Here is an 18,704-nt window from a genome sequence, read left to right as displayed (position 1 = left end):
CCTGTTTATTTATTTTTGTTGCCCTCCCCTGACACAAATGCTATAATGAGCCTTAGAAAGAATGCGCGTTAATAAACAGAAAGGGCTTTTTTATGGACAATTATGATCAACTAAATGAAATTCTTGTTTATCTTTTTGATTACGCACTGGATATTGAACGGAATTTTCTTATCAGAGACACTTTCAAAGACATCTCCGTCAATGACATGCATGTCATCAATGCCATTGGCCTGAGTAATGAAGTCAACATGTCTTCTCTCGCCAGGAAGGTGGGGGTCACTGTCGGTACACTGACCATTGCCATCAATGGCCTGGTCCGCAAAGAATATGTACTCCGAACCCGCAGTGAGACAGACCGTCGTGTTGTTCTCGTATCACTCACCCAAAAAGGTGAGGCTGCATTCAGACATCACGCAGATTTTCACACAAGAATTGTGGATGCCATTCATTCTTCTCTGACGGAAGAAGAATGTAAAGTTCTGATCAAAGGCCTCTCCTCATTTGAAAATAACCTGAAGAATATCTGAGTCTTTTATGAACAGAGTCTGAATCCTAAAGACGCGAAACCAGACCGCACAAGCTGAAAGGTGGTAATAAATATGAAAGAAGAAACAACCCGATTATCTGCATCTCTGGAAGATTATTTAAAAGAAATATACCTTTTGAACCTTGAAGGTCAGGAAGTTCGAGTTACGGATATTGCACGCTCTCTGGGCATCTCCAAGCCAAGTGTCAACAGAGCCATGAACACATTAAAAGAGCTTCAGCTGCTTGAACATGAACATTACGGCAAAATTATTCTGACGGAATCCGGATCTGATATGGCCAAGAATATTCTTGATACCAACAAGATCATCTATCGTTTTCTCACTGAAATTCTTGATGTGGATGAACAGACAGCCATCGCCGAAGCCGATCTGATGGAACATGATATCAGCAAAGGTACCCGTAAGAAATTAAAGAAATTTATAAAAAAATCGGCAGACAAAAAATCTGCCGACAAAAAACCAAAATAGTTCAGATCATAAACACCGCATAAAAGATGGGCACTATCGCCCATTTTTTATTTTACCAGTTTAGAAATGGCCTTAAAACATGGATTGGTAGAATCCAGTGTCAGTTCAAACAAAACAGCCTCCGCTGTTGTCACCAGAATACCTTCCTGAATCGCCCTCTCAATGGCAATCTTCTTATCCTCTTCACGTCTTGAAGCCACTGCATCCACGACCATCACCGGCTGAAAACCTGCTGCTTTCAGATCCATACATGACTGCAGCACGCAAATATGGGCTTCTGTTCCCATAACAAGCATATTCTTCTTGCCCATAGCTTCGAGTTTATCCAGAATGGCTTTATTCCTGCAGCAGCTGAATGAAGCTTTCTCGCAATATTCTGTTGTGCCTGCTGCCTCATAAAGTGACGGCAGTGTATTGCCAAGTCCCTTTGTATACTGCTGCACGATCACAGTCGGAACGGATAAAACCTGAAGTCCTTTCAAAAGCATAGCTGCCTTCTCTTCACATGCCTTCGTTTCGTGCATGGCACTCATCAGCTTCTCCTGCATATCGATCACAACAGCCCCTGTTTCTTCCGGTAAAATTCTCATTGTAAACCCTCCATTATTGTTCTATCTAGTCCGACACATTTATCCCCCGTTTCGGACATGCTCTCCCATTCATTCTACCATTTATCCCTTCATCTGACAATATAAAACAGACGTCTGCCATGTATAATTTCGTAAAACTGTCGTCCAACAACAATTTTCCGCCGTCACAAATATGGAAAAATTCAACAAATTTTATTGACATCTTCTTTTGTAAATGATATATTAAGACGCAGATAAATATGTATGTCGAAGAAGACAATCAAAACACTTGTTTTGGTTGTCTTTTTTATTTTTCGCAGGCTGCCTTACCGTTTGCCTGCCCGAAATAAGGAGGTTTTTTTGATGAAAAGTACAGGAGTTGTCAGAAAGCTGGATGATCTCGGAAGAATTACGCTCCCTATTGAGCTCCGACGCAACTTGAATATCGGTGAACACGATCCCCTTGAAATCTTTGTGGATGATGACCGCATCATTTTGAGAAAATACGAAGCAAGTGATATCTTCACAGGCAATATGGATGAACTGATCGACTTTCACGACAAAAAAGTTTCTAAGCAATCCATCATGGAAATGGCCCGCCTTGCAGGTCTTCATGTCATTGAAAACGCATAAAAGATGGGAGATATCTCCCATCTTTTGTCTATTCATCAGGCTTTACCCGGCTTATTCTTCATGATCGATCAGATACTGATAAATATCCCTCTTCGTCACACCTCTGTCCGTTGCCACGTGCTTCATCGCTTCTTTTTTTGGGAGGCCTCGGCTCATATACAGCGCCATATGATCTTCAATGGACATACTCTCCCAGGACTGCTGCTGTTCCTCATCCAGTTTCCTCTGTGAGACTCCTTCCAATACCAGAACAATTTCCCCTTTCGGATCATTAGCCTGATAATAAGCATATGCTTCCCCCAGAGTCGCTCTGAACACCGTTTCATGGCGTTTTGTGATCTCACGGCATACAGAAACCTTTCTCTCCTCTCCTGCCGCCTCTATGAGCAGAAGAAGGGTCTTTAAGAGCCTGTGCGGTGCTTCATAAAAAACTGTCGTCCTTGTCTCTTTCTTCAGACGTTCAAGAACAACCTGCCTTTCCTTTTTATCTGTCGGCAGAAACCCTTCAAAACAAAATCTTCGGGTGGATAACCCTGACAGCGTCAGCGCTGTAATGCACGCAGCCGGTCCCGGAAGGGAAGTCACTTCAATCCCTGCCTCATAGCAAAAACGTACCAGCTCTTCTCCCGGATCCGAAATCCCCGGTGTTCCGGCATCTGTAATCAACGCAATGTTCACGCCTTCTAACATTCGATTAACCAGATACTTTGCTTTATCTATTTTGTTAAACTCATGATAACTTGTCATCGGTACATGAATATCAAAATGATTCAGTAATTTGATGCTGTTGCGGGTATCTTCTGCAGCAATCAGATCTACTGATTTCAATGTCTCAAGGACACGGTAAGTAATGTCATCCAAATTGCCGATAGGTGTTGCACATAAATATAATTTTCCTGCCATTGACGCCGTTTCCTTTCTAATAACCATAGATATCATAAATTTCTGAAGTATATATTCCCGGTTTCTCATACACGATCAGCGGTTTCTCGATCTTGATCATCGACTTTGCCCCGCGTATGCCTTCGATCAGTACCATATTCGGTTCACGATCTGCCATTGGATACACTAGCTTCATCCGCTTTGGTTCAAGCTTATACTTTGTCATCGTCTGAAAAATCTCAACCAGTCTGAAAGGGCGATGCACCATATAAAATCGTCCCCCAGGCTTCAGCACTCTGGCACCTTCACGCACCACATCATCCAGTGTACACATTACCTCATGACGTGCAATGGCCTTTGGCAGATCAGGGTTCTTCAGACCATGAGTATCTGTCATATACGGCGGATTCGTCGTAACAACCTCAAAAGAAGCAGCTCCAAATATCTGAGATGCTTCTTTGATATCCCCTGTTACGATATTGATCTTCTCCTGCAGGCCGTTGCAGGCCACACTTCGTGCCGCCATATCAGCGCTTTCTGACTGTATCTCAAGGCCCGTAAAATGTTCACCTTCTGTCTTGGCTTCCATCAGAATCGGAATAATTCCTGTTCCTGTTCCAAGATCCAGCACCTTTTCACCACGTTTTGCCCGTGCAAAACCTGACAGCAGCACCGCGTCCATTCCAAAACAGAATTTTGCCGGATTTTGGATAATGCGGTAACCATTTCTTTGAAGCTCATCAAATCTTTCCCCAGGTAATAAATATTCCATTATAATGATGACTTTCCTTCCTTGCGATCCATTGCCTCAAGAGCTTTCAGTTCTGCATCATTCACATTGCCTTTGTCTCTGCGGCGTTTTGGCCGAAACTTCAGCTGACTCACTTTGTATTCACGGATTTCTTTCTCATCGTTCTCAAGGTTTACAATGACCTTTACAAGCTGTCTGAGGACACTGACACTCTGCACCTCGCCTTTAAATCCATCATCTGTTGTCACACGATCACCGATATTCGGAAGTTTACTGTTCAGCCATTCATACGTCTCTTCCTCATTCTTCAGACAACACATCAGTCGTCCGCATACACCGCTGATCTTTGTCGGATTCAGCGACAGATTCTGCTCCTTTGCCATCTTAATAGATACCGGTGCAAATTCAGACAGGAAAGTATGACAGCAGAGACTTCTGCCGCAAATACCAATACCGCCCATAATCTTTGTCTCATCACGGACACCGATCTGACGCAGTTCAATACGTGTTTTAAAAACAGATGCCAGATCTTTGACCAGCTCACGGAAATCAATACGCCCGTCTGCCGTAAAATAAAAAAGGACCTTATTGTTGTCAAATGTGTATTCCGCATCGATCAGTTTCATCTGTAATTTATGTTTTGCAATCTTTTCAAGACAGATCTTAAATGCGTCTTTTTCTTTTTCTTTGTTCTTTTGTTCTATCTCATCATCTTCCGGCGTTGCAAGACGAATGACTGCCTTCAACGGCTGGATCACATTGCTGTTATCCACTTCACGCGGTGCGATGAGGACATGGCCATATTCAATACCTCTCGCAGTTTCTACAATCACATTCTGCCCCACTTCTATATCCATATCCAGCGGATCAAAATAATAGATTTTTCCTGCGTTTCGGAATCTCACGCCAATTACCTTTACCATTTTAATTCTCCTTTATTGTTAATAGCAGCATCTCCATCGTAATATCAAAATTGACATTGGCATTCAGACGTATCTTTGCCTTCTCCAATGCCTCCATTATATTGTTCAATCCTTCATAAGAAGACGTGATTGCTTTCTTCTGAAGATATTTATGTTCATCCTGATACACAAGCTGATTGATATCTTCTGTTGCCTTCAGAATCAGAACATCACGATACCAGACCATCATCAGATCAATAAGATCTCTGATATCCATCTTATACGCTGTCATATCATGAATGGCCGCAACAATCTCATAAACTTCCATATCGTCTACACGCTTTAAAAGTCTCAGAAGGAAATCCTGCATTTCCCTGAAATGTTCTGAAGTTGCCATCATGATCGCCTTACCCACATTCCCCTGGGCATAAGCAGCACATACTCTGGCCTGATAATCCGGAAGCTGATACTTCTGCATCAGATACTGCTGGATCATTTTCGTATCCACACTTCTCAGATTCATGATAATGCATCTTGAACGAACTGTCTGAAGCAGCACATCCAATGTATTCGTCAGGAACAGGATAACCGCATATTCCGGCGGCTCCTCAATGGTCTTCAGAAGTGCATTCTGCGCCTGCACGGTCATCTTCTCAGCTTCATCTATAATATAAACTTTATATTTGCTGCTGTAAGGTTTGATCACAATATCGTTGTTGATCTGTTCACGGACATCATCTACACCAATACTGTTGGCCTTCTCATGCGTAACCCACTTTACATCCGGGTGATTGCCGCTGTCAAACTGATGGCATGCCCGGCACATATTACATGAATCGCCATATCCCGCCTCACAAACCAGCGCCTTGGCGAATGCCTTCGCCAGCATGCTCTTACCTGATCCATTTTCCCCATTCAAAATATAAGCATGAGATACCTGATGATTCTTAAGTGCACTCTTAAAATGTTCAATAATCTGTTCATGTCCAATAATATCGCCGAAACCTGTCATACATATCACCTCTATCTACAGTATAACATATATTCACTATTTTTTGTACAATTGATGCTTTTTTACTCTGTGAATTTTTGTGAAATCCAACTTTCAAAACGCCTTTATGGTGCGGACAATTTCCAAACAACATTTATCAAGATCCAGATTCTCATACCTTCTGTCGATTCCAGCTTCCGCCAGTTTCTCCTCCGAAAAATCCTGTCTGTCAGCCAGGTAACGACGACACAGTTCCGCGTAATCCGGTTCATCCTGCATTCGCTCTCTGGACAATGCACGCTCCAGACGCAGACCATCCTCTACCTCAACATAAAGCGGCACTACCTGATCTTCTCCAAAATATTTTTTCAGTTGAACATACACTTCCAAAGTGCCAATCAATATAGAACTGCCTTCAGACAGATTGATCTGACCGTCATCTGCCGTAAAATAATGCCATTTTCCCTGAATTGTATCATAACTCCGGCTCTCAATAACTTTACCTTCCCGGCGCATCGCCTCATAAGCAGCATTATCAACAAAATAATAGCCTACACCATTTTCTTCCCCTTTACGCATAGGTCTGGTAGTGTATGGCACAATTTCCTTTAATTCCAATGCTTTATTTTCTTTTAAATATCTGAATATGGCATCTTTTCCGGATGCGCTTTTCCCCATCAGACAAAACAATTTTCCCATATCTATTTTTCACTTTCCTTATTCCTGCAAACAACCCTCACCGTTTGGTCTTTTTGTACACCGCTGACATGCAGCCCGTTCTCCAGCCATCTGAGAATTACCGATATTACCCGCTCTGTAATAACCTCTCCCGGTGTTACCAGCGGAATTCCCGGAGGATACAGATAAATATAATCCGCTGCCACCCTGCCATCCGCTGCCTTCAACAGGCAATTTTCCCGACAGCTCTGCTCCGCATCATAGACGGATATCCTTTGTTCCACAGCCGGCAATTCATTTAAATCATACACACCTTCATTTCTTGCCCTTTCAGATGTTTCCTCAGTTTCTTTAAGGCCACAGGCTTTTTGCCGCTGCTCAATCTCCTCATCAATTTCTATCAACGCCTGCAGCAGCCGTTGATAGCCATCCCGCGAATCTCCCACAGCCGTCATTGCCAGAACATAATCCGCAGAAACCATTTCCATTTGCAAATGGTATCTATTCAGCAATTTTTCGTGCAGTGCCTTACCAGTCATTCCTGTATCTCGTACAGATAAAACAAGTTTCGAACGATCATAGTCTTTTGAGTATTTTGAATCAAAATCCGAACACTCCGGCATTTTAATCCAGCGACAGTTCCCGTGAATTGCATTTCTCAGCTTCTCTAATTCCACAGTATAATCCGTATACAAAATCTTTCCTTTTTCCGACAGCATATGCAGACAGCTGTCAATACTTCCCATCAATATATAGGATGGACTGCTGGTCTGATAGATTGTCAGCATTCGGCGTATCCTTTCATGATCAATCAGTGTGCCGTTCAAATGAATAAGCGCAGTCTGCGTCATAGCCGGAAGTGTTTTATGTGTACTCTGTATCACAACATCAGCCCCCAAGGTAACCGCACTTTCAGGAAAATAGTCCGAAAAATTAAAATGTGCACCATGTGCTTCATCTACAATAACCGGCACATGATGTTTATGCGCAATCTCACAAATAGATTGAATATCCGATACGACCCCATCATAAGTCGGGGAAGTAATCACAATTGCCTGGATATTCGGATGAGTTATCCACATTTTTTCAACATCTTGTGGATAAATCCCTTCATTTACTCCATATTTTGTATTAATTGGTGGATAAACATAATATGGTTTCAAATGATGAAGCTCAATAGCATGATAAACTGCTTTATGGCAATTTCTGGCCGCCAGAATCTCTCCGCCATCACTGCATATTCCCGCAATCGACGCCAGGAGCCCCGCTGTACTGCCATTAATAATAAACACAGTTTCTTCCGAATGGTATAAATCTGCTGCAAAAGTCTGAGCATCTTTCAAAATACCTTCCGGTTCATGCAGATTATCAAAGCCATCTATTTCTGTAATATCCATCTCATAAAGATGCTCAGTTTCGCTCGGCCCCAACCGTCTTTTATGCCCAGGCATATGAAACGGATAAATATCCGACTGTCCATATATTTTTAGCATCTCAAATAATGTTTTACTTTTTGGTTGATCTGTATTATTTTTCATGTTTTACGTCACAAAGGGGGCTGCCGCGTCATAAGGCCGACAACCCCCGAATCTTTCATTAATGCTCCAGATATAATTTACATAAATCTGCTGTTTCAACAGGTTTCTCCATATGCGGCATTCCTTTTGTCGCTTCAATCCGGACAGTCTCAATGGCAGGATTAAAATGAGTATATCCTGCAATCGTCTCATCCATTCCTTCCGCTTCTCCGCCTCCAATAATATACATACTGTGATCAATCTGCTTCAAAGCGTATACCACATTAATCCTTGTATAATATCCAATCTGACTGGCGCAAGCAAAACGAGCCGCAAATCCGCCCAGATGTGCTGCTTCATAGAACATATCCGCCATCCCCGGTGCAATCTTAGTATGGTCAAAATAATATTTATTCTCAAAATCCGATTTAATCTTCCATTTTGAGTTCACCAAAACATAGTACAATGTACCAATAAGCGGCAGCTGCATCACATAGCTGAGGCACTTCTGCCACGTCTTCGGTCTTTTCACCATATGATCCAATGACTCAGGATTAATAAAGATAAAACGTCCATATAATGATGGCTCACTATGGCAGGCCATCACAGCAATGGAAGACGAATCGCCGCTGGTAATGATATCTGTCTTAGCTTTAATGATATGTTTGACAAAATCATTCACCGCCTGCACATATAAATAATTCGTATAAATCATCTTCTCTTTTCCCGAACGTCCGCAGCCCGGAAGATCAATTGTATAAACCGTATGACTCTCCGCCAATTCATCCAGGATGGCATGCCATTCACAATCAGCCCCCGACGATGTCAAGCTATGAATCAGCAAAACAGGCTTTCCTTCACCCTTCTTAGAATAATATATATTACCAAACCGCCAGCTATAATAAGACTTTTCCTTGGAAGTCAACAGTTCTTTGACTGTAGACAAAAAGAAAACCAGACGATTGATGCCATAAACTGTACCTGCCGCCACAGCCGTTATTCCAATTCCTTTAAGAAGCTTTTTTCTATTCTCTTTCACATTATCCGCTCCTTTCTGTCAAGTACTATTATTATATGTCATGTTCCCGATATTTACAAGACTCTATCCTCTCCCTGCCACATTTCCCATCTATTCACCTCCGATTCATCTCCTGCACTTTGTTAAGACCAGATGAACGTTGCACTTCTGCTTATTATACTCCAGAAAAAGTATGGATATTTTCTTAAATCTATTGTAAAATAAGAACACATATGATAAAAACTATAGAGAACATTTTCTTTAGAAAAGCATCGTCAAAGCTTTGTTTTTCCTTGAAAATCAATATTTTTCTCATTTGTTGTATCATGCTAACTTTTAGTAAGCACAGGCTATCTTTTGATATAGAAAGGTGTAATTTAATGAAGAATCAAATTGTCAATTTACTATCCCAGAACATCGATGTACTGAGCAGTGAAGAAATCTCACAGCTTATTGAAACTCCACCTAAACCGGAAATGGGCGATTTTGCTTTTCCTTGTTTTCGTCTCGCAAAATCTTACCACAAAGCCCCTCCTATGATCGCCCAGGATTTAAAAGACGCCATTGGCGATCAGGCATTTTTGAGTGAAATCAAAGTCATTGGCGGTTATTTGAATTTTTATGTTGATAAGGCTCAGTATGCCCATCAGATCATTGATAAGTATAACAGTACGGATAATTACGGTCACTCTGAACAGGGTGAAGGCAAAACAATCTGTATCGACTACTCTTCCCCTAATGTAGCCAAGAACTTCCATGTTGGTCATCTGAGAACAACTATTATTGGCAACTCTCTTTATAAAATATTCACCAAACTCGGATACAAAGTCGTTCGTATCAATCATCTCGGCGACTGGGGTACTCAGTTTGGCAAATTAATTGTTGCTTATAAGAAATGGGGAAGTCGCGAAGCAGTAGAAGAAAAGGGTATTCAGGAGTTAATGGATATCTATGTCAAATTCCACGAAGAAGCAGAGAAAGATGACTCCCTGAATGATGAAGCGCGTGCATGGTTCCTTAAAATGGAACAGGGAGATGAAGAAGCGCTTGAAATCTGGCAGTGGTTCCGTGACATTAGTTTAAAAGAATTTATGCGCGTTTATGATATTTTAGGCATGGAATTCGATTCATTTGCCGGCGAAAGCTTTTATCGTGACAAAACAGCCAATGTTGTTAAACGTCTGACTGATGATGGTTTATTAAAAGAAAGCCAGGGTGCTATGATCGTTCCTTTGGACGAATACGATATGCCTCCTTGTATTGTTGCAAAGAAAGATGGCAGTTCTATTTATGCCACACGTGACCTTGCTGCAATTCTGTATCGTAAGGAAACCTATAACTTCGAGCGCTGTCTTTATGTCACAGGTCTTGAGCAGAAACTTCACTTTGCTCAGGTCTTTAAAGTTATCGAATTAATGGGTAATGATTACGCCAAAAATCTTATTCACATTCCATACGGTCTTGTGAGCCTTAAGAGCGGCAAAATCTCATCTCGTAAAGGTAATGTTATCTTTGCCGAAGATTTATTACGCGAATCTATTAATAAAACCACAAGCATTATCGATGAGAAAAACCCTGATATTCCTGACAAAGAAGAAGTTGCAAAGCAAGTAGGTATTGGTGCTATTATTTTCAACGATCTTTATAATCAACGTATCAAAGATGTCATTTTTGACTGGGAGAAATTATTAAACTTTGACGGAGAAACCGGTCCTTATGTTCAGTATACTTACGCACGTGCTTCAAGCGTATTGAGAAAGATTGGCGAAGTACCTGATACCATTGATTATAATCTCTTAACAGATGAGGCTTCTATCGGTCTGCTGAAGGAGATTGAGCGCTATCCTCAAATTATTAAAGATGCAGCAGATCGCTATGAACCTTCAGTTATTGCTCGTTACAGTATCGATCTTGCACATGCATTTAACAAATTCTACCATGAATGCCAGATTAATGTTGAGGACGAAACGACAAAATACACACGTACAAATGTTGTAAAAATAGTACGTTATATAATTAAGGATGCTTTATCCCTTCTTGGTATTCAGTGTCCTGAACAGATGTAAATTTATTGTTCTTAGCAACTCATATCACTATCTTTAAAGCCAATGTTTCACGTGAAACATTGGCTTTGTTTTTATACTATTTTCATCAGATGTTTCACGTAAAACATTTTTATTCCATATTATGCCTTTTTCACAAATGTTTCACGTGAAACATCTATAATATAGGTAGATTATTTATGTGATAAATGGTATAATTTAATGAGTGTCAATAAAAGATATCGTTTAAACACCCCAATATGAATACTATAAGGAGGATTTATGAGCAGAATTATTGCTGTCGCCAACCAAAAAGGTGGCGTCGGAAAAACGACTACAGCTATTAATCTTTCTGCATGTCTGGCAGAAAAGAATAAAAAAGTATTAACTTTAGACATGGATCCTCAGGGAAACACCACAAGTGGATTAGGTGTCGACAAAAATCAGGCTGAAAACACCGTATATGAATTAATCTTAGATGAATCTGAGCTTTCAGATTGCATCTATTCAAGTGTGATGGAAAATCTATCTGTTATTCCATCCAATATTAATTTATCTGGTGCTGAAATTGAATTAATTGGATTTGAGAATAAAGAATACCTTCTGAAATCCAAGCTTGATATGATCAAAGACAATTATGATTATATTATCATTGACTGCCCACCATCATTGAATTTACTCACAATCAATGCTATGACTGCAGCCGACTCTGTAATTGTTCCTATCCAATGTGAATATTATGCCCTGGAAGGATTATCACAGTTAATACATACCATTGATCTTATTAAGGAACGCTTAAATCCAAAACTTGAGATTGAAGGCGTCGTCTTTACCATGTATGATGCACGTACAAATCTTTCACTTCAAGTTGTTGAGAATGTAAAAGAAAACCTGGATAAGAATATTTACAAAACAATTATTCCAAGAAATGTACGTCTGGCTGAAGCACCAAGTTATGGTATGCCAATTAATATGTACGATTCCCGCTCTGCAGGTGCAGAAGCCTACAGATATCTTGCCGAAGAAGTAATTGAGAAAGAGGATGAGAACGAATGGCTGTAAAAAAGAAAAAAGGACTCGGGCGTGGATTAGACGCCCTTATTGCGCCATCTGTACCACAAGCAAATCATTCTACAGCACCTGCTATATCAAATGATACATCAACTCTTCCGACACCTTCATCTGAAAAGGCAGCAACCAGTACAGAAACATCTACTCAACCAAATGTTGTTGAGAAAATTGTTGAGGTTCCGGTAGAAAAAATCGTTGAAAAAGTTGTTGAAGTTCCTGTCGAAAAAGTTGTTGAGAAAGTTGTAGAAGTTCCCGTTGAAAAAATTGTAGAAAAAGTTATTGAAAAAGAATCAGAGACAATGGTAAAAATTGATGAAATTGAACCTAATAGAAGCCAGCCCCGTCAAAACTTTGATGAGGATGCATTGCAGGAGTTAGCCGACTCCATCAAGCTTCACGGCATTATACAGCCACTGATTGTCCAGAAAAATGATGAATTCTACAAAATCATTGCAGGAGAGCGTCGCTGGAGAGCAGCCAGACTGGCTGGTTTAACAGAAGTACCTGTCATCATCAAAGACTATACACCAATGGAAAGCATGGAAATTGCTTTGATTGAAAATCTTCAGCGGGAAGATCTGAACCCAATCGAAGAAGCCATCGCTTTTCAGAAATTAATCGATGAATATGGTTTAAAGCAAGAAGAAGCGGCTGAAAAAGTTTCCAAAAGTCGTACAGCCGTCACCAATTCTCTTCGTCTCCTTAAATTGGAGGACAGAGTTAAGCAGATGATCATTGACGAAATGATTTCAAGCGGCCATGGCCGCGCTTTACTGGCTATTGCCGATCCGGAATTACAATATACACTGGCCATGAAAATCTTTGATAACAAATTAAGCGTTCGTGAGACTGAAAAACTGATCAAAAACATGCTCTCAGAGAAAAAAGAACGCAAAACCGCAGGCATTGATCCGCAAATGGTTATCATCTATCACCAGTTGGAAGATCGGATTAAATCTATTATCGGATCAAAAGTCCAGATTAATGCCAAAAGCAGCAAAAAAGGCAAGATTGAAATCGAATACTACTCAGAAGAAGATCTTGAAAGAATTGTTTCTCTATTAGAAACAATCAAATAATACACTGAAAAATAACCAGGAGGTAAAAATGGAAAGTAAAATCTTTGCCAAATTAAATTTCGACCCAGGCATATTAGTCATACTTTCGCTTATTTTGGCGATAGCTGCAATTATACTTGTTATTATGTTATTTTTAAAACAGTCACGACTTGAAGCCAATTATAAAATCTTTATGAAAGGCAAAAATGCTAAAACGCTGGAGGAAGCTTTTAAATCAAAATTCGAAGATATTGAGCTTGTACGTGAGCAAACAGATTTACTTCATAAGCGTATGATGTATGTTGAAAAAAGTCTTAATAAATCCTATCAAAAATGCGGTATTGTTAAATATGATGCATTCAAGGAATTAGGCGGTCAGCTGAGCTTTGCTTATGCCCTGCTCAACGACAGTAATACTGGCTTCGTTATTAACTGTATTCATAGTCGTGAGGGTTCCTATACATATATCAAAGATATTGTTCGCGGAGAATGTGAACTACCATTAAGTGATGAAGAGGCTGAAGCAGTCAAAACTGCCATTACATCCACTTCCCCTCAACCAACAACAACAACCGTCACCGGCGGAAAGAAAATACGTAAAGTAAAGAAAACAAAGGAAAGTACTGAAGAAACCTCTTCAAAAAGTACTTCCAAAGCTAAGAAAACCTCAGTCAGCGAAACTAAATAACTATGAGAAACACGCTTCGCGAGTTTCTCATAGTTATCGCGGCCTCTACACTCCGTTTCGGTCGTTGCTCGCGTAAATACAAAAAAAGGATGTGGATTGAAAATTATAAATTTTCAATCCACATCCTTTTCATTCATTGATAACCCTGACGCTCCTCCTAAAGGATTTCTGTAAAAGAAATTCCAGAATCAAACTGTTCCTATTTTATTCTTCCACATACTTCCATCTCAAATTTAATGACAGCACTTATGAGTGTTAAAATAAGCTTTCAAATCAAGTATCATACGTTGATTTTTAATCTCAAATCCATATTTTTTGAAATATTCCGGCATATGAGCAACATCATCGCTTACAAGATAATGCGCACCACTTTGATACGCTTTATCAAACATCATATGCATAATAAAATCACCATATCCTTTTTTTCTGTATTCAGGGAGTACCGATAATCCATCGAATTTAAACATACCGTCAAAGTCAAAAATCAGTCGTGCTGCACCTACAGGCACCTCATTCTCATTATATAGCAGCAAATAGATGGCCATGTCCTCGATATTATCATTTTCTCGCCACTGTTCTGCATTCATATCATCGTTATTAGTTTTTCCAAAAACATGATGATAAATTTTTCTGCATTCACTCAAATCATCATTCATTGTATTAAGGTAGACGCCTCTGATCATATCCAATCACTCCTTCATCTATAGCGGTTCTTTTGATGGTGTACCTGCTTTTCTCGGATATTTATTTCCTGTCATCTTGATCTTCTTTATTGGTACCAATGTTCTTGCAAAATCTGTCCCAGGCAAAACGAAACTGCAGACCTTCCCTGCTTCACCACCCAGGATTTTTATTGCTTTAGAAGACTCTTTTAACTCATTATCCACATTTCCGGATTTATAAGAAACAAACTGTCCCCCAACCTTTACAAAAGGCAGACAATACTCCGTTAATGTAGACAAATTTGCAACTGCTCGAGAAGCACATAGATCATATTGTTCACGATATTCTTTTCTATGTCCAAAATCCTCTGCCCGACCATGGCAAGTCTCAACATTTTGCAATCCCAGAGTCTCAATCACTTCGTTTAGAAAATTAATACGCTTATTTAAAGAATCCAACAATGTAATTTTCAAATGCGGAAAAGCAATTTTCAATGGAATTCCCGGAAAACCGGCTCCTGTTCCCACATCAATAATACTGTTTACACGTGTCATATCAACAGCATTAACAATTGATAAGCTGTCAATATAATGCTTATCAATAAATTCATCAAACTCAGTAATTCCTGTCAGATTCATAACTTTATTTTTCTCTACAACCATGTTGTAGTATGTTACATATTGACTTTGCTGTTCTTTACTCAGATCAATATGTAACGTGTTGATTTTGCTTTCGAAAGTGTTGATTAATTCCATATTTATCCTCATCTACTATTTGTTTTCCGAAGCCGATGACTCCTGTTCATGCTGCTTTTGGTTATTCTGAGACAGATAAATCAACAAAACTGATATATCTGCAGGTGTAACACCTGATATACGGGATGCCTGTCCGATAGAAACCGGCTTAATTTTATCTAATTTCTGCTGTGCTTCTATTCTAAGACCATGAATTTCTGAATAGCAGATATCATCCGGCAATACCTTATTCTCTAATTTCTTAAATTTCTCGACCTGACTCAGCTGCCGTTTAATGTAACCATCGTATTTAATACTTATTTCAACCTGATTTGTTACCTCATCCGGAAGGTTTTGTCTTTCTTCATCAATGTCCGCTAACATTTTATAGGTTAATTCAGGTCTTCGGATCAATTCCGCCAGTGTTGCAGCAGTTTTTAACGGTGTACTGCCGCATGCTTCCAATAATTTCTGGGTTTTCGGACCTGCACCAATATTAACATGGCTTACACGTTCAATCTCACGATAAATCAACACTTCTTTTTGAAGCAAGTGTTGATATCGCACATCATCAATCAATCCAATATCATGGCCGATGGCCGTTAATCTCTGATCAGCATTATCCTGTCTGAGAAGCAGCCTGTATTCAGCCCTGGAAGTCATCATTCTATATGGTTCATGTGTCTCCTTTGTCACCAGATCATCAATCAAAACGCCAATATAGGCATCTGAACGTTTCAGAATCACCTGATCACGACCAAGAACCTTCATTGCGGCATTAATTCCGGCCATTAATCCCTGTGCGGCTGCTTCTTCATATCCTGAACTGCCGTTAAACTGACCGCCGCTAAAAAGTCCATTAATCTTTTTAAATTCAAGTGTTGGTTTCAGCTGAATAGCCGGGATACAATCATACTCGATTGCATAAGCATTACGTACAATTCTGGCATTCTCCAGCCCAGGAACAGTATGATACATACGATACTGAACATCTTCAGGAAGCGAACTCGACATACCTCCCACATACATTTCATTTGTATGAAGACCTTCCGGTTCAAGAAATACCTGATGCCTATTCTTGTCTGCAAATTTAACAATCTTGTCTTCGATAGACGGACAATATCTTGGGCCTGTACCTTCAATAATTCCCGCATAAATCGGTGAACGATCCAGGTTATCTCTGATAATCTGATGTGTTTCCTCATTCGTGTAAGTCAGCCAGCAGGATACCTGCTCCTTCTGCACAGATGCCGGATCTGTTGTAAAAGAAAACGGCACAACTGCTTTATCTCCGAACTGCTCCACCATCTTACTGAAATCAATCGTCCTCTTATCCATTCTCGCCGGTGTTCCGGTCTTAAAACGCACCAGTTCAATGCCTTCTCTTCTGAGGGCATCAGACAGATCATTGGCTGCTTTTAATCCATTCGGCCCTGTATAGGTAATTGTCTCACCGCACAGACATCTTGCTTTCAAGTAAGTTCCTGTGGCAAGAACAGCTGCCTTGCAGGGATAAATACCGCCTGTATATGTTTTAACACCTGTTATGCTTCCTTCTTCAACGATAATATCGACAATCTCAGCCTGCTTAATGGTCAGATTCTCTGTATTTTCAAGGGTCTGCCGCATTTCACGACTATAATCCGCCTTATCTGCCTGGGCGCGCAATGAGTGTACAGCCGGGCCTTTTGAGCTGTTTAACATCTTAGACTGAATAAAAGTCTTGTCAATATTCTTGCCCATTTCACCGCCCAACGCATCAATTTCTCTGACCAGATGCCCTTTGGAACTGCCTCCGATATTCGGGTTACACGGCATCATTGCGATGCTTTCTACACTAATTGTAAAAATAATTGTCTTAAGTCCAAGCCTGGCACAGGCAAGAGCTGCCTCACATCCGGCATGTCCTGCACCAATGACTGCTACATCATATGCTTCATATTTGTATTCCACTGTTTTACTCCTGTTATTTTTACCGTAACGTTTCGCCTCACTTGCCTCAAAATTCTCCGGCTTATGGGAAAACATTGCTTTGAATTTTTTATTTGCCCATGCAGAAATCACTGAAAATAGTATCTACAAGGTCATCTTCCACAGCCTCACCAATAATATGTCCTAATTGTTCATAGGCATCCATCAAATCAATAGAGAAGAAATCTTCCGGCATCCCATCATTGATGCTGTTCATCACCATCTTCAGACTCTCGAGAGCTGCTGCAATGGCTGCCTTGTGTCTCACATTGGTAATGCAGAGTTCATCATTATAATGAATATCCCCTGCAAAAAACATGTCCTTTAATGTATTTTCAAAAGCATCCAGACCTGTTTCTTCTCTGGCTGAAATCTCGATAATCGGTGCCTGAAGATGCTGTTCAATATCTGAACATGAAACAACCGGCTTCAGATCGGATTTGTTCATCAATACAATAACCTTTTTATCACGGATCATACGGATAATATTCTCATCGTTCTGATCCATTTCTGTAGAGCTGTCTACAACATAAATAATCAAATCTGCTTCTTCCGCAAAACCAATAGCCTTTTTGACACCAATTTTTTCTACCACATCTTCCGTCTGACGTATACCTGCTGTATCAATAATATTAAGCGGTATGCCATGAATACTGACATTCTCTTCCAGTGTATCTCTTGTTGTTCCGGCAATTTCTGTGACAATGGCACGGTTTTCGCCCAACAGCACATTCATCAGAGAAGATTTCCCTGCATTTGGTTTTCCAAGGATAACTGTCTTGATACCTTCCTTGATAATTCTACCATTGTCCGCCGAATCAAGCATTTTCTGAAGTTCATCCATATACCCACGGACCTGAACCGCCAATTCATCGCCAAAACCTTCTGCCTGAATATGCTCGGGATCATCCAGCGCCGCCTCAATAAAAGCAATATTGCCTATGATTCCTTTACGCAGCTTCTCGATTTTTTGCTTAACGCTTCCTCTTAACTGACTCAGAGAGCTTTCCAGAGCCATATCACTTTTGGCATTAATGACATCAATAACAGCCTCAGCCTGTGACAGATCAATTCGTCCATTCAAAAATGCCCGCTTAGTGAATTCTCCCGGTTCTGCCAGTCTTGCTCCATATTTGAGGACCGTTTCCAACAGACGCTGCATAACAACAACGCCTCCATGACAATCAATCTCAACCACATCTTCTCTTGTATAGCTGTTTGGTCCTCTCATAATGAGAACCAACACTTCATCTATCATACAATCTCCATCATAGATATAACCATAATGGATCGTATGTGTTAAAACTTCACTCAGCTTCTTTCTTCCGCCCGGACTTCTGTATATCCGATCCGCAATCGCCACTGCATCATCGCCGCTGAGTCTTATTTTTCCGATACCCGCATTTGTCATGCCTGTGGATATCGCCGCAATTGTATCACTCTGCATTTCCTACCTCCTGAAAACAAGATGAAAAAAGCTGCCGCACCAAATAGGATACATGCCATTTTGATGCGACAGC

The 18,704-nt window shown here is 40.4% G+C and carries 19 protein-coding genes; 7 read left to right on the top strand and 12 right to left on the bottom strand.

All coding sequences use genetic code 11. The features are described 5' to 3' along the window. Positions 1-92 precede the first annotated feature (92 nt). Both HED67_RS11900 and HED67_RS11895 read left to right on the top strand, forming a co-directional pair. The gene (locus HED67_RS11900; RefSeq protein ID WP_221718427.1) at positions 93-527 is read left to right on the top strand and encodes a MarR family winged helix-turn-helix transcriptional regulator; all 435 of its coding nucleotides are present in this window, start codon (positions 93-95) and stop codon (positions 525-527) included. Between the two features lie 72 nt (positions 528-599). Then, positions 600-1,016 carry a metal-dependent transcriptional regulator gene (locus HED67_RS11895; RefSeq protein WP_178437877.1) on the top strand — a complete coding sequence of 139 codons (417 nt, stop codon included), beginning with the start codon at positions 600-602 and terminating at the stop codon, positions 1,014-1,016. A gap of 47 nt (positions 1,017-1,063) precedes the next feature. On the opposite strand, the gene HED67_RS11890 is transcribed toward HED67_RS11895, so the two are convergent. Beyond that, positions 1,064-1,606 (bottom strand): isochorismatase family protein, encoded by a 543-nt coding sequence (locus HED67_RS11890; RefSeq protein ID WP_178437875.1) that lies wholly within the window; start codon positions 1,604-1,606, stop codon positions 1,064-1,066. Between the two features lie 342 nt (positions 1,607-1,948). Between HED67_RS11890 and HED67_RS11885 the strand changes: the two genes are divergently transcribed. Continuing rightward, positions 1,949-2,218: an AbrB/MazE/SpoVT family DNA-binding domain-containing protein gene (locus HED67_RS11885; protein ID WP_178437872.1), complete on the top strand. Its 270-nt coding sequence runs from the start codon at positions 1,949-1,951 to the stop codon at positions 2,216-2,218. 51 nt (positions 2,219-2,269) lie between these two features. Here the strand turns inward: HED67_RS11885 and rsmI are convergent, their stop codons facing one another. The 7 genes from rsmI to HED67_RS11850 all read right to left on the bottom strand — a co-directional run bounded on the left by rsmI (position 2,270) and on the right by HED67_RS11850 (position 8,978). Beyond that, complete coding sequence (gene rsmI, locus HED67_RS11880) at positions 2,270-3,121, bottom strand: 16S rRNA (cytidine(1402)-2'-O)-methyltransferase (RefSeq protein WP_221718426.1); 852 nt, start codon at positions 3,119-3,121, stop codon at positions 2,270-2,272. A 16-nt stretch (positions 3,122-3,137) separates the two neighbouring features. Further along, a complete protein-coding gene (locus HED67_RS11875) occupies positions 3,138-3,872 on the bottom strand; it encodes a tRNA1(Val) (adenine(37)-N6)-methyltransferase (RefSeq protein ID WP_215633410.1) in 735 nt (244 codons plus the stop codon). After that, the gene (locus HED67_RS11870; RefSeq protein WP_178437867.1) at positions 3,872-4,774 is read right to left on the bottom strand and encodes a PSP1 domain-containing protein; all 903 of its coding nucleotides are present in this window, start codon (positions 4,772-4,774) and stop codon (positions 3,872-3,874) included. The genes HED67_RS11875 and HED67_RS11870 overlap by 1 nt, the downstream gene beginning before the upstream one ends. 1 nt (position 4,775) lies before the next feature. Further along, positions 4,776-5,765, bottom strand: coding sequence for a DNA polymerase III subunit delta' (gene holB, locus HED67_RS11865; RefSeq protein ID WP_178437865.1), 990 nt, complete (start codon positions 5,763-5,765; stop codon positions 4,776-4,778). Positions 5,766-5,858: 93 nt separating this feature from the next. Next, positions 5,859-6,443: a guanylate kinase gene (locus HED67_RS11860; protein ID WP_178437863.1), complete on the bottom strand. Its 585-nt coding sequence runs from the start codon at positions 6,441-6,443 to the stop codon at positions 5,859-5,861. A 2-nt stretch (positions 6,444-6,445) separates the two neighbouring features. Beyond that, positions 6,446-7,915 (bottom strand): aminotransferase class I/II-fold pyridoxal phosphate-dependent enzyme, encoded by a 1,470-nt coding sequence (locus HED67_RS11855; RefSeq protein WP_260702753.1) that lies wholly within the window; start codon positions 7,913-7,915, stop codon positions 6,446-6,448. A 103-nt stretch (positions 7,916-8,018) separates the two neighbouring features. Then, the gene (locus HED67_RS11850; RefSeq protein WP_178437858.1) at positions 8,019-8,978 is read right to left on the bottom strand and encodes an alpha/beta hydrolase; all 960 of its coding nucleotides are present in this window, start codon (positions 8,976-8,978) and stop codon (positions 8,019-8,021) included. A gap of 359 nt (positions 8,979-9,337) precedes the next feature. Between HED67_RS11850 and argS the strand changes: the two genes are divergently transcribed. The 4 genes from argS to HED67_RS11830 all read left to right on the top strand — a co-directional run bounded on the left by argS (position 9,338) and on the right by HED67_RS11830 (position 13,816). Continuing rightward, on the top strand, positions 9,338-11,023 hold the full coding sequence (gene argS / locus HED67_RS11845) for an arginine--tRNA ligase (RefSeq protein ID WP_178437856.1): 1,686 nt from the start codon (positions 9,338-9,340) through the stop codon (positions 11,021-11,023). A gap of 258 nt (positions 11,024-11,281) precedes the next feature. After that, on the top strand, positions 11,282-12,061 hold the full coding sequence (locus HED67_RS11840; RefSeq protein WP_215633406.1) for a ParA family protein: 780 nt from the start codon (positions 11,282-11,284) through the stop codon (positions 12,059-12,061). Beyond that, entirely contained in the window at positions 12,052-13,149 is a 1,098-nt protein-coding gene (locus HED67_RS11835; protein WP_246612216.1) for a ParB/RepB/Spo0J family partition protein, read from the top strand. The genes HED67_RS11840 and HED67_RS11835 overlap by 10 nt, the downstream gene beginning before the upstream one ends. 28 nt (positions 13,150-13,177) lie before the next feature. Further along, positions 13,178-13,816: a DUF4446 family protein gene (locus tag HED67_RS11830; protein ID WP_221718424.1), complete on the top strand. Its 639-nt coding sequence runs from the start codon at positions 13,178-13,180 to the stop codon at positions 13,814-13,816. A 233-nt stretch (positions 13,817-14,049) separates the two neighbouring features. Here HED67_RS11830 and HED67_RS11825 read toward each other — a convergent pair whose 3' ends face one another. The 4 genes from HED67_RS11825 to mnmE form a co-directional block, all read right to left on the bottom strand. Next, entirely contained in the window at positions 14,050-14,472 is a 423-nt protein-coding gene (locus HED67_RS11825) for a GNAT family N-acetyltransferase (protein ID WP_221718423.1), read from the bottom strand. A 45-nt stretch (positions 14,473-14,517) separates the two neighbouring features. Beyond that, on the bottom strand, positions 14,518-15,234 hold the full coding sequence (rsmG, locus tag HED67_RS11820; RefSeq protein WP_221718422.1) for a 16S rRNA (guanine(527)-N(7))-methyltransferase RsmG: 717 nt from the start codon (positions 15,232-15,234) through the stop codon (positions 14,518-14,520). A gap of 15 nt (positions 15,235-15,249) precedes the next feature. Next, complete coding sequence (mnmG, locus tag HED67_RS11815) at positions 15,250-17,166, bottom strand: tRNA uridine-5-carboxymethylaminomethyl(34) synthesis enzyme MnmG (RefSeq protein WP_260702752.1); 1,917 nt, start codon at positions 17,164-17,166, stop codon at positions 15,250-15,252. 88 nt (positions 17,167-17,254) lie between these two features. Further along, positions 17,255-18,631: a tRNA uridine-5-carboxymethylaminomethyl(34) synthesis GTPase MnmE gene (mnmE, locus tag HED67_RS11810; protein WP_221718421.1), complete on the bottom strand. Its 1,377-nt coding sequence runs from the start codon at positions 18,629-18,631 to the stop codon at positions 17,255-17,257. Between the last annotated feature and the right edge of the window lie 73 nt (positions 18,632-18,704).

This window comes from Pseudocoprococcus catus, assembly GCF_019734885.1.
Classification (GTDB): Bacteria; Bacillota; Clostridia; order Lachnospirales; family Lachnospiraceae; genus Coprococcus_A; species Coprococcus_A catus.
This window is presented reverse-complemented; position numbering and strand designations above follow the sequence as displayed.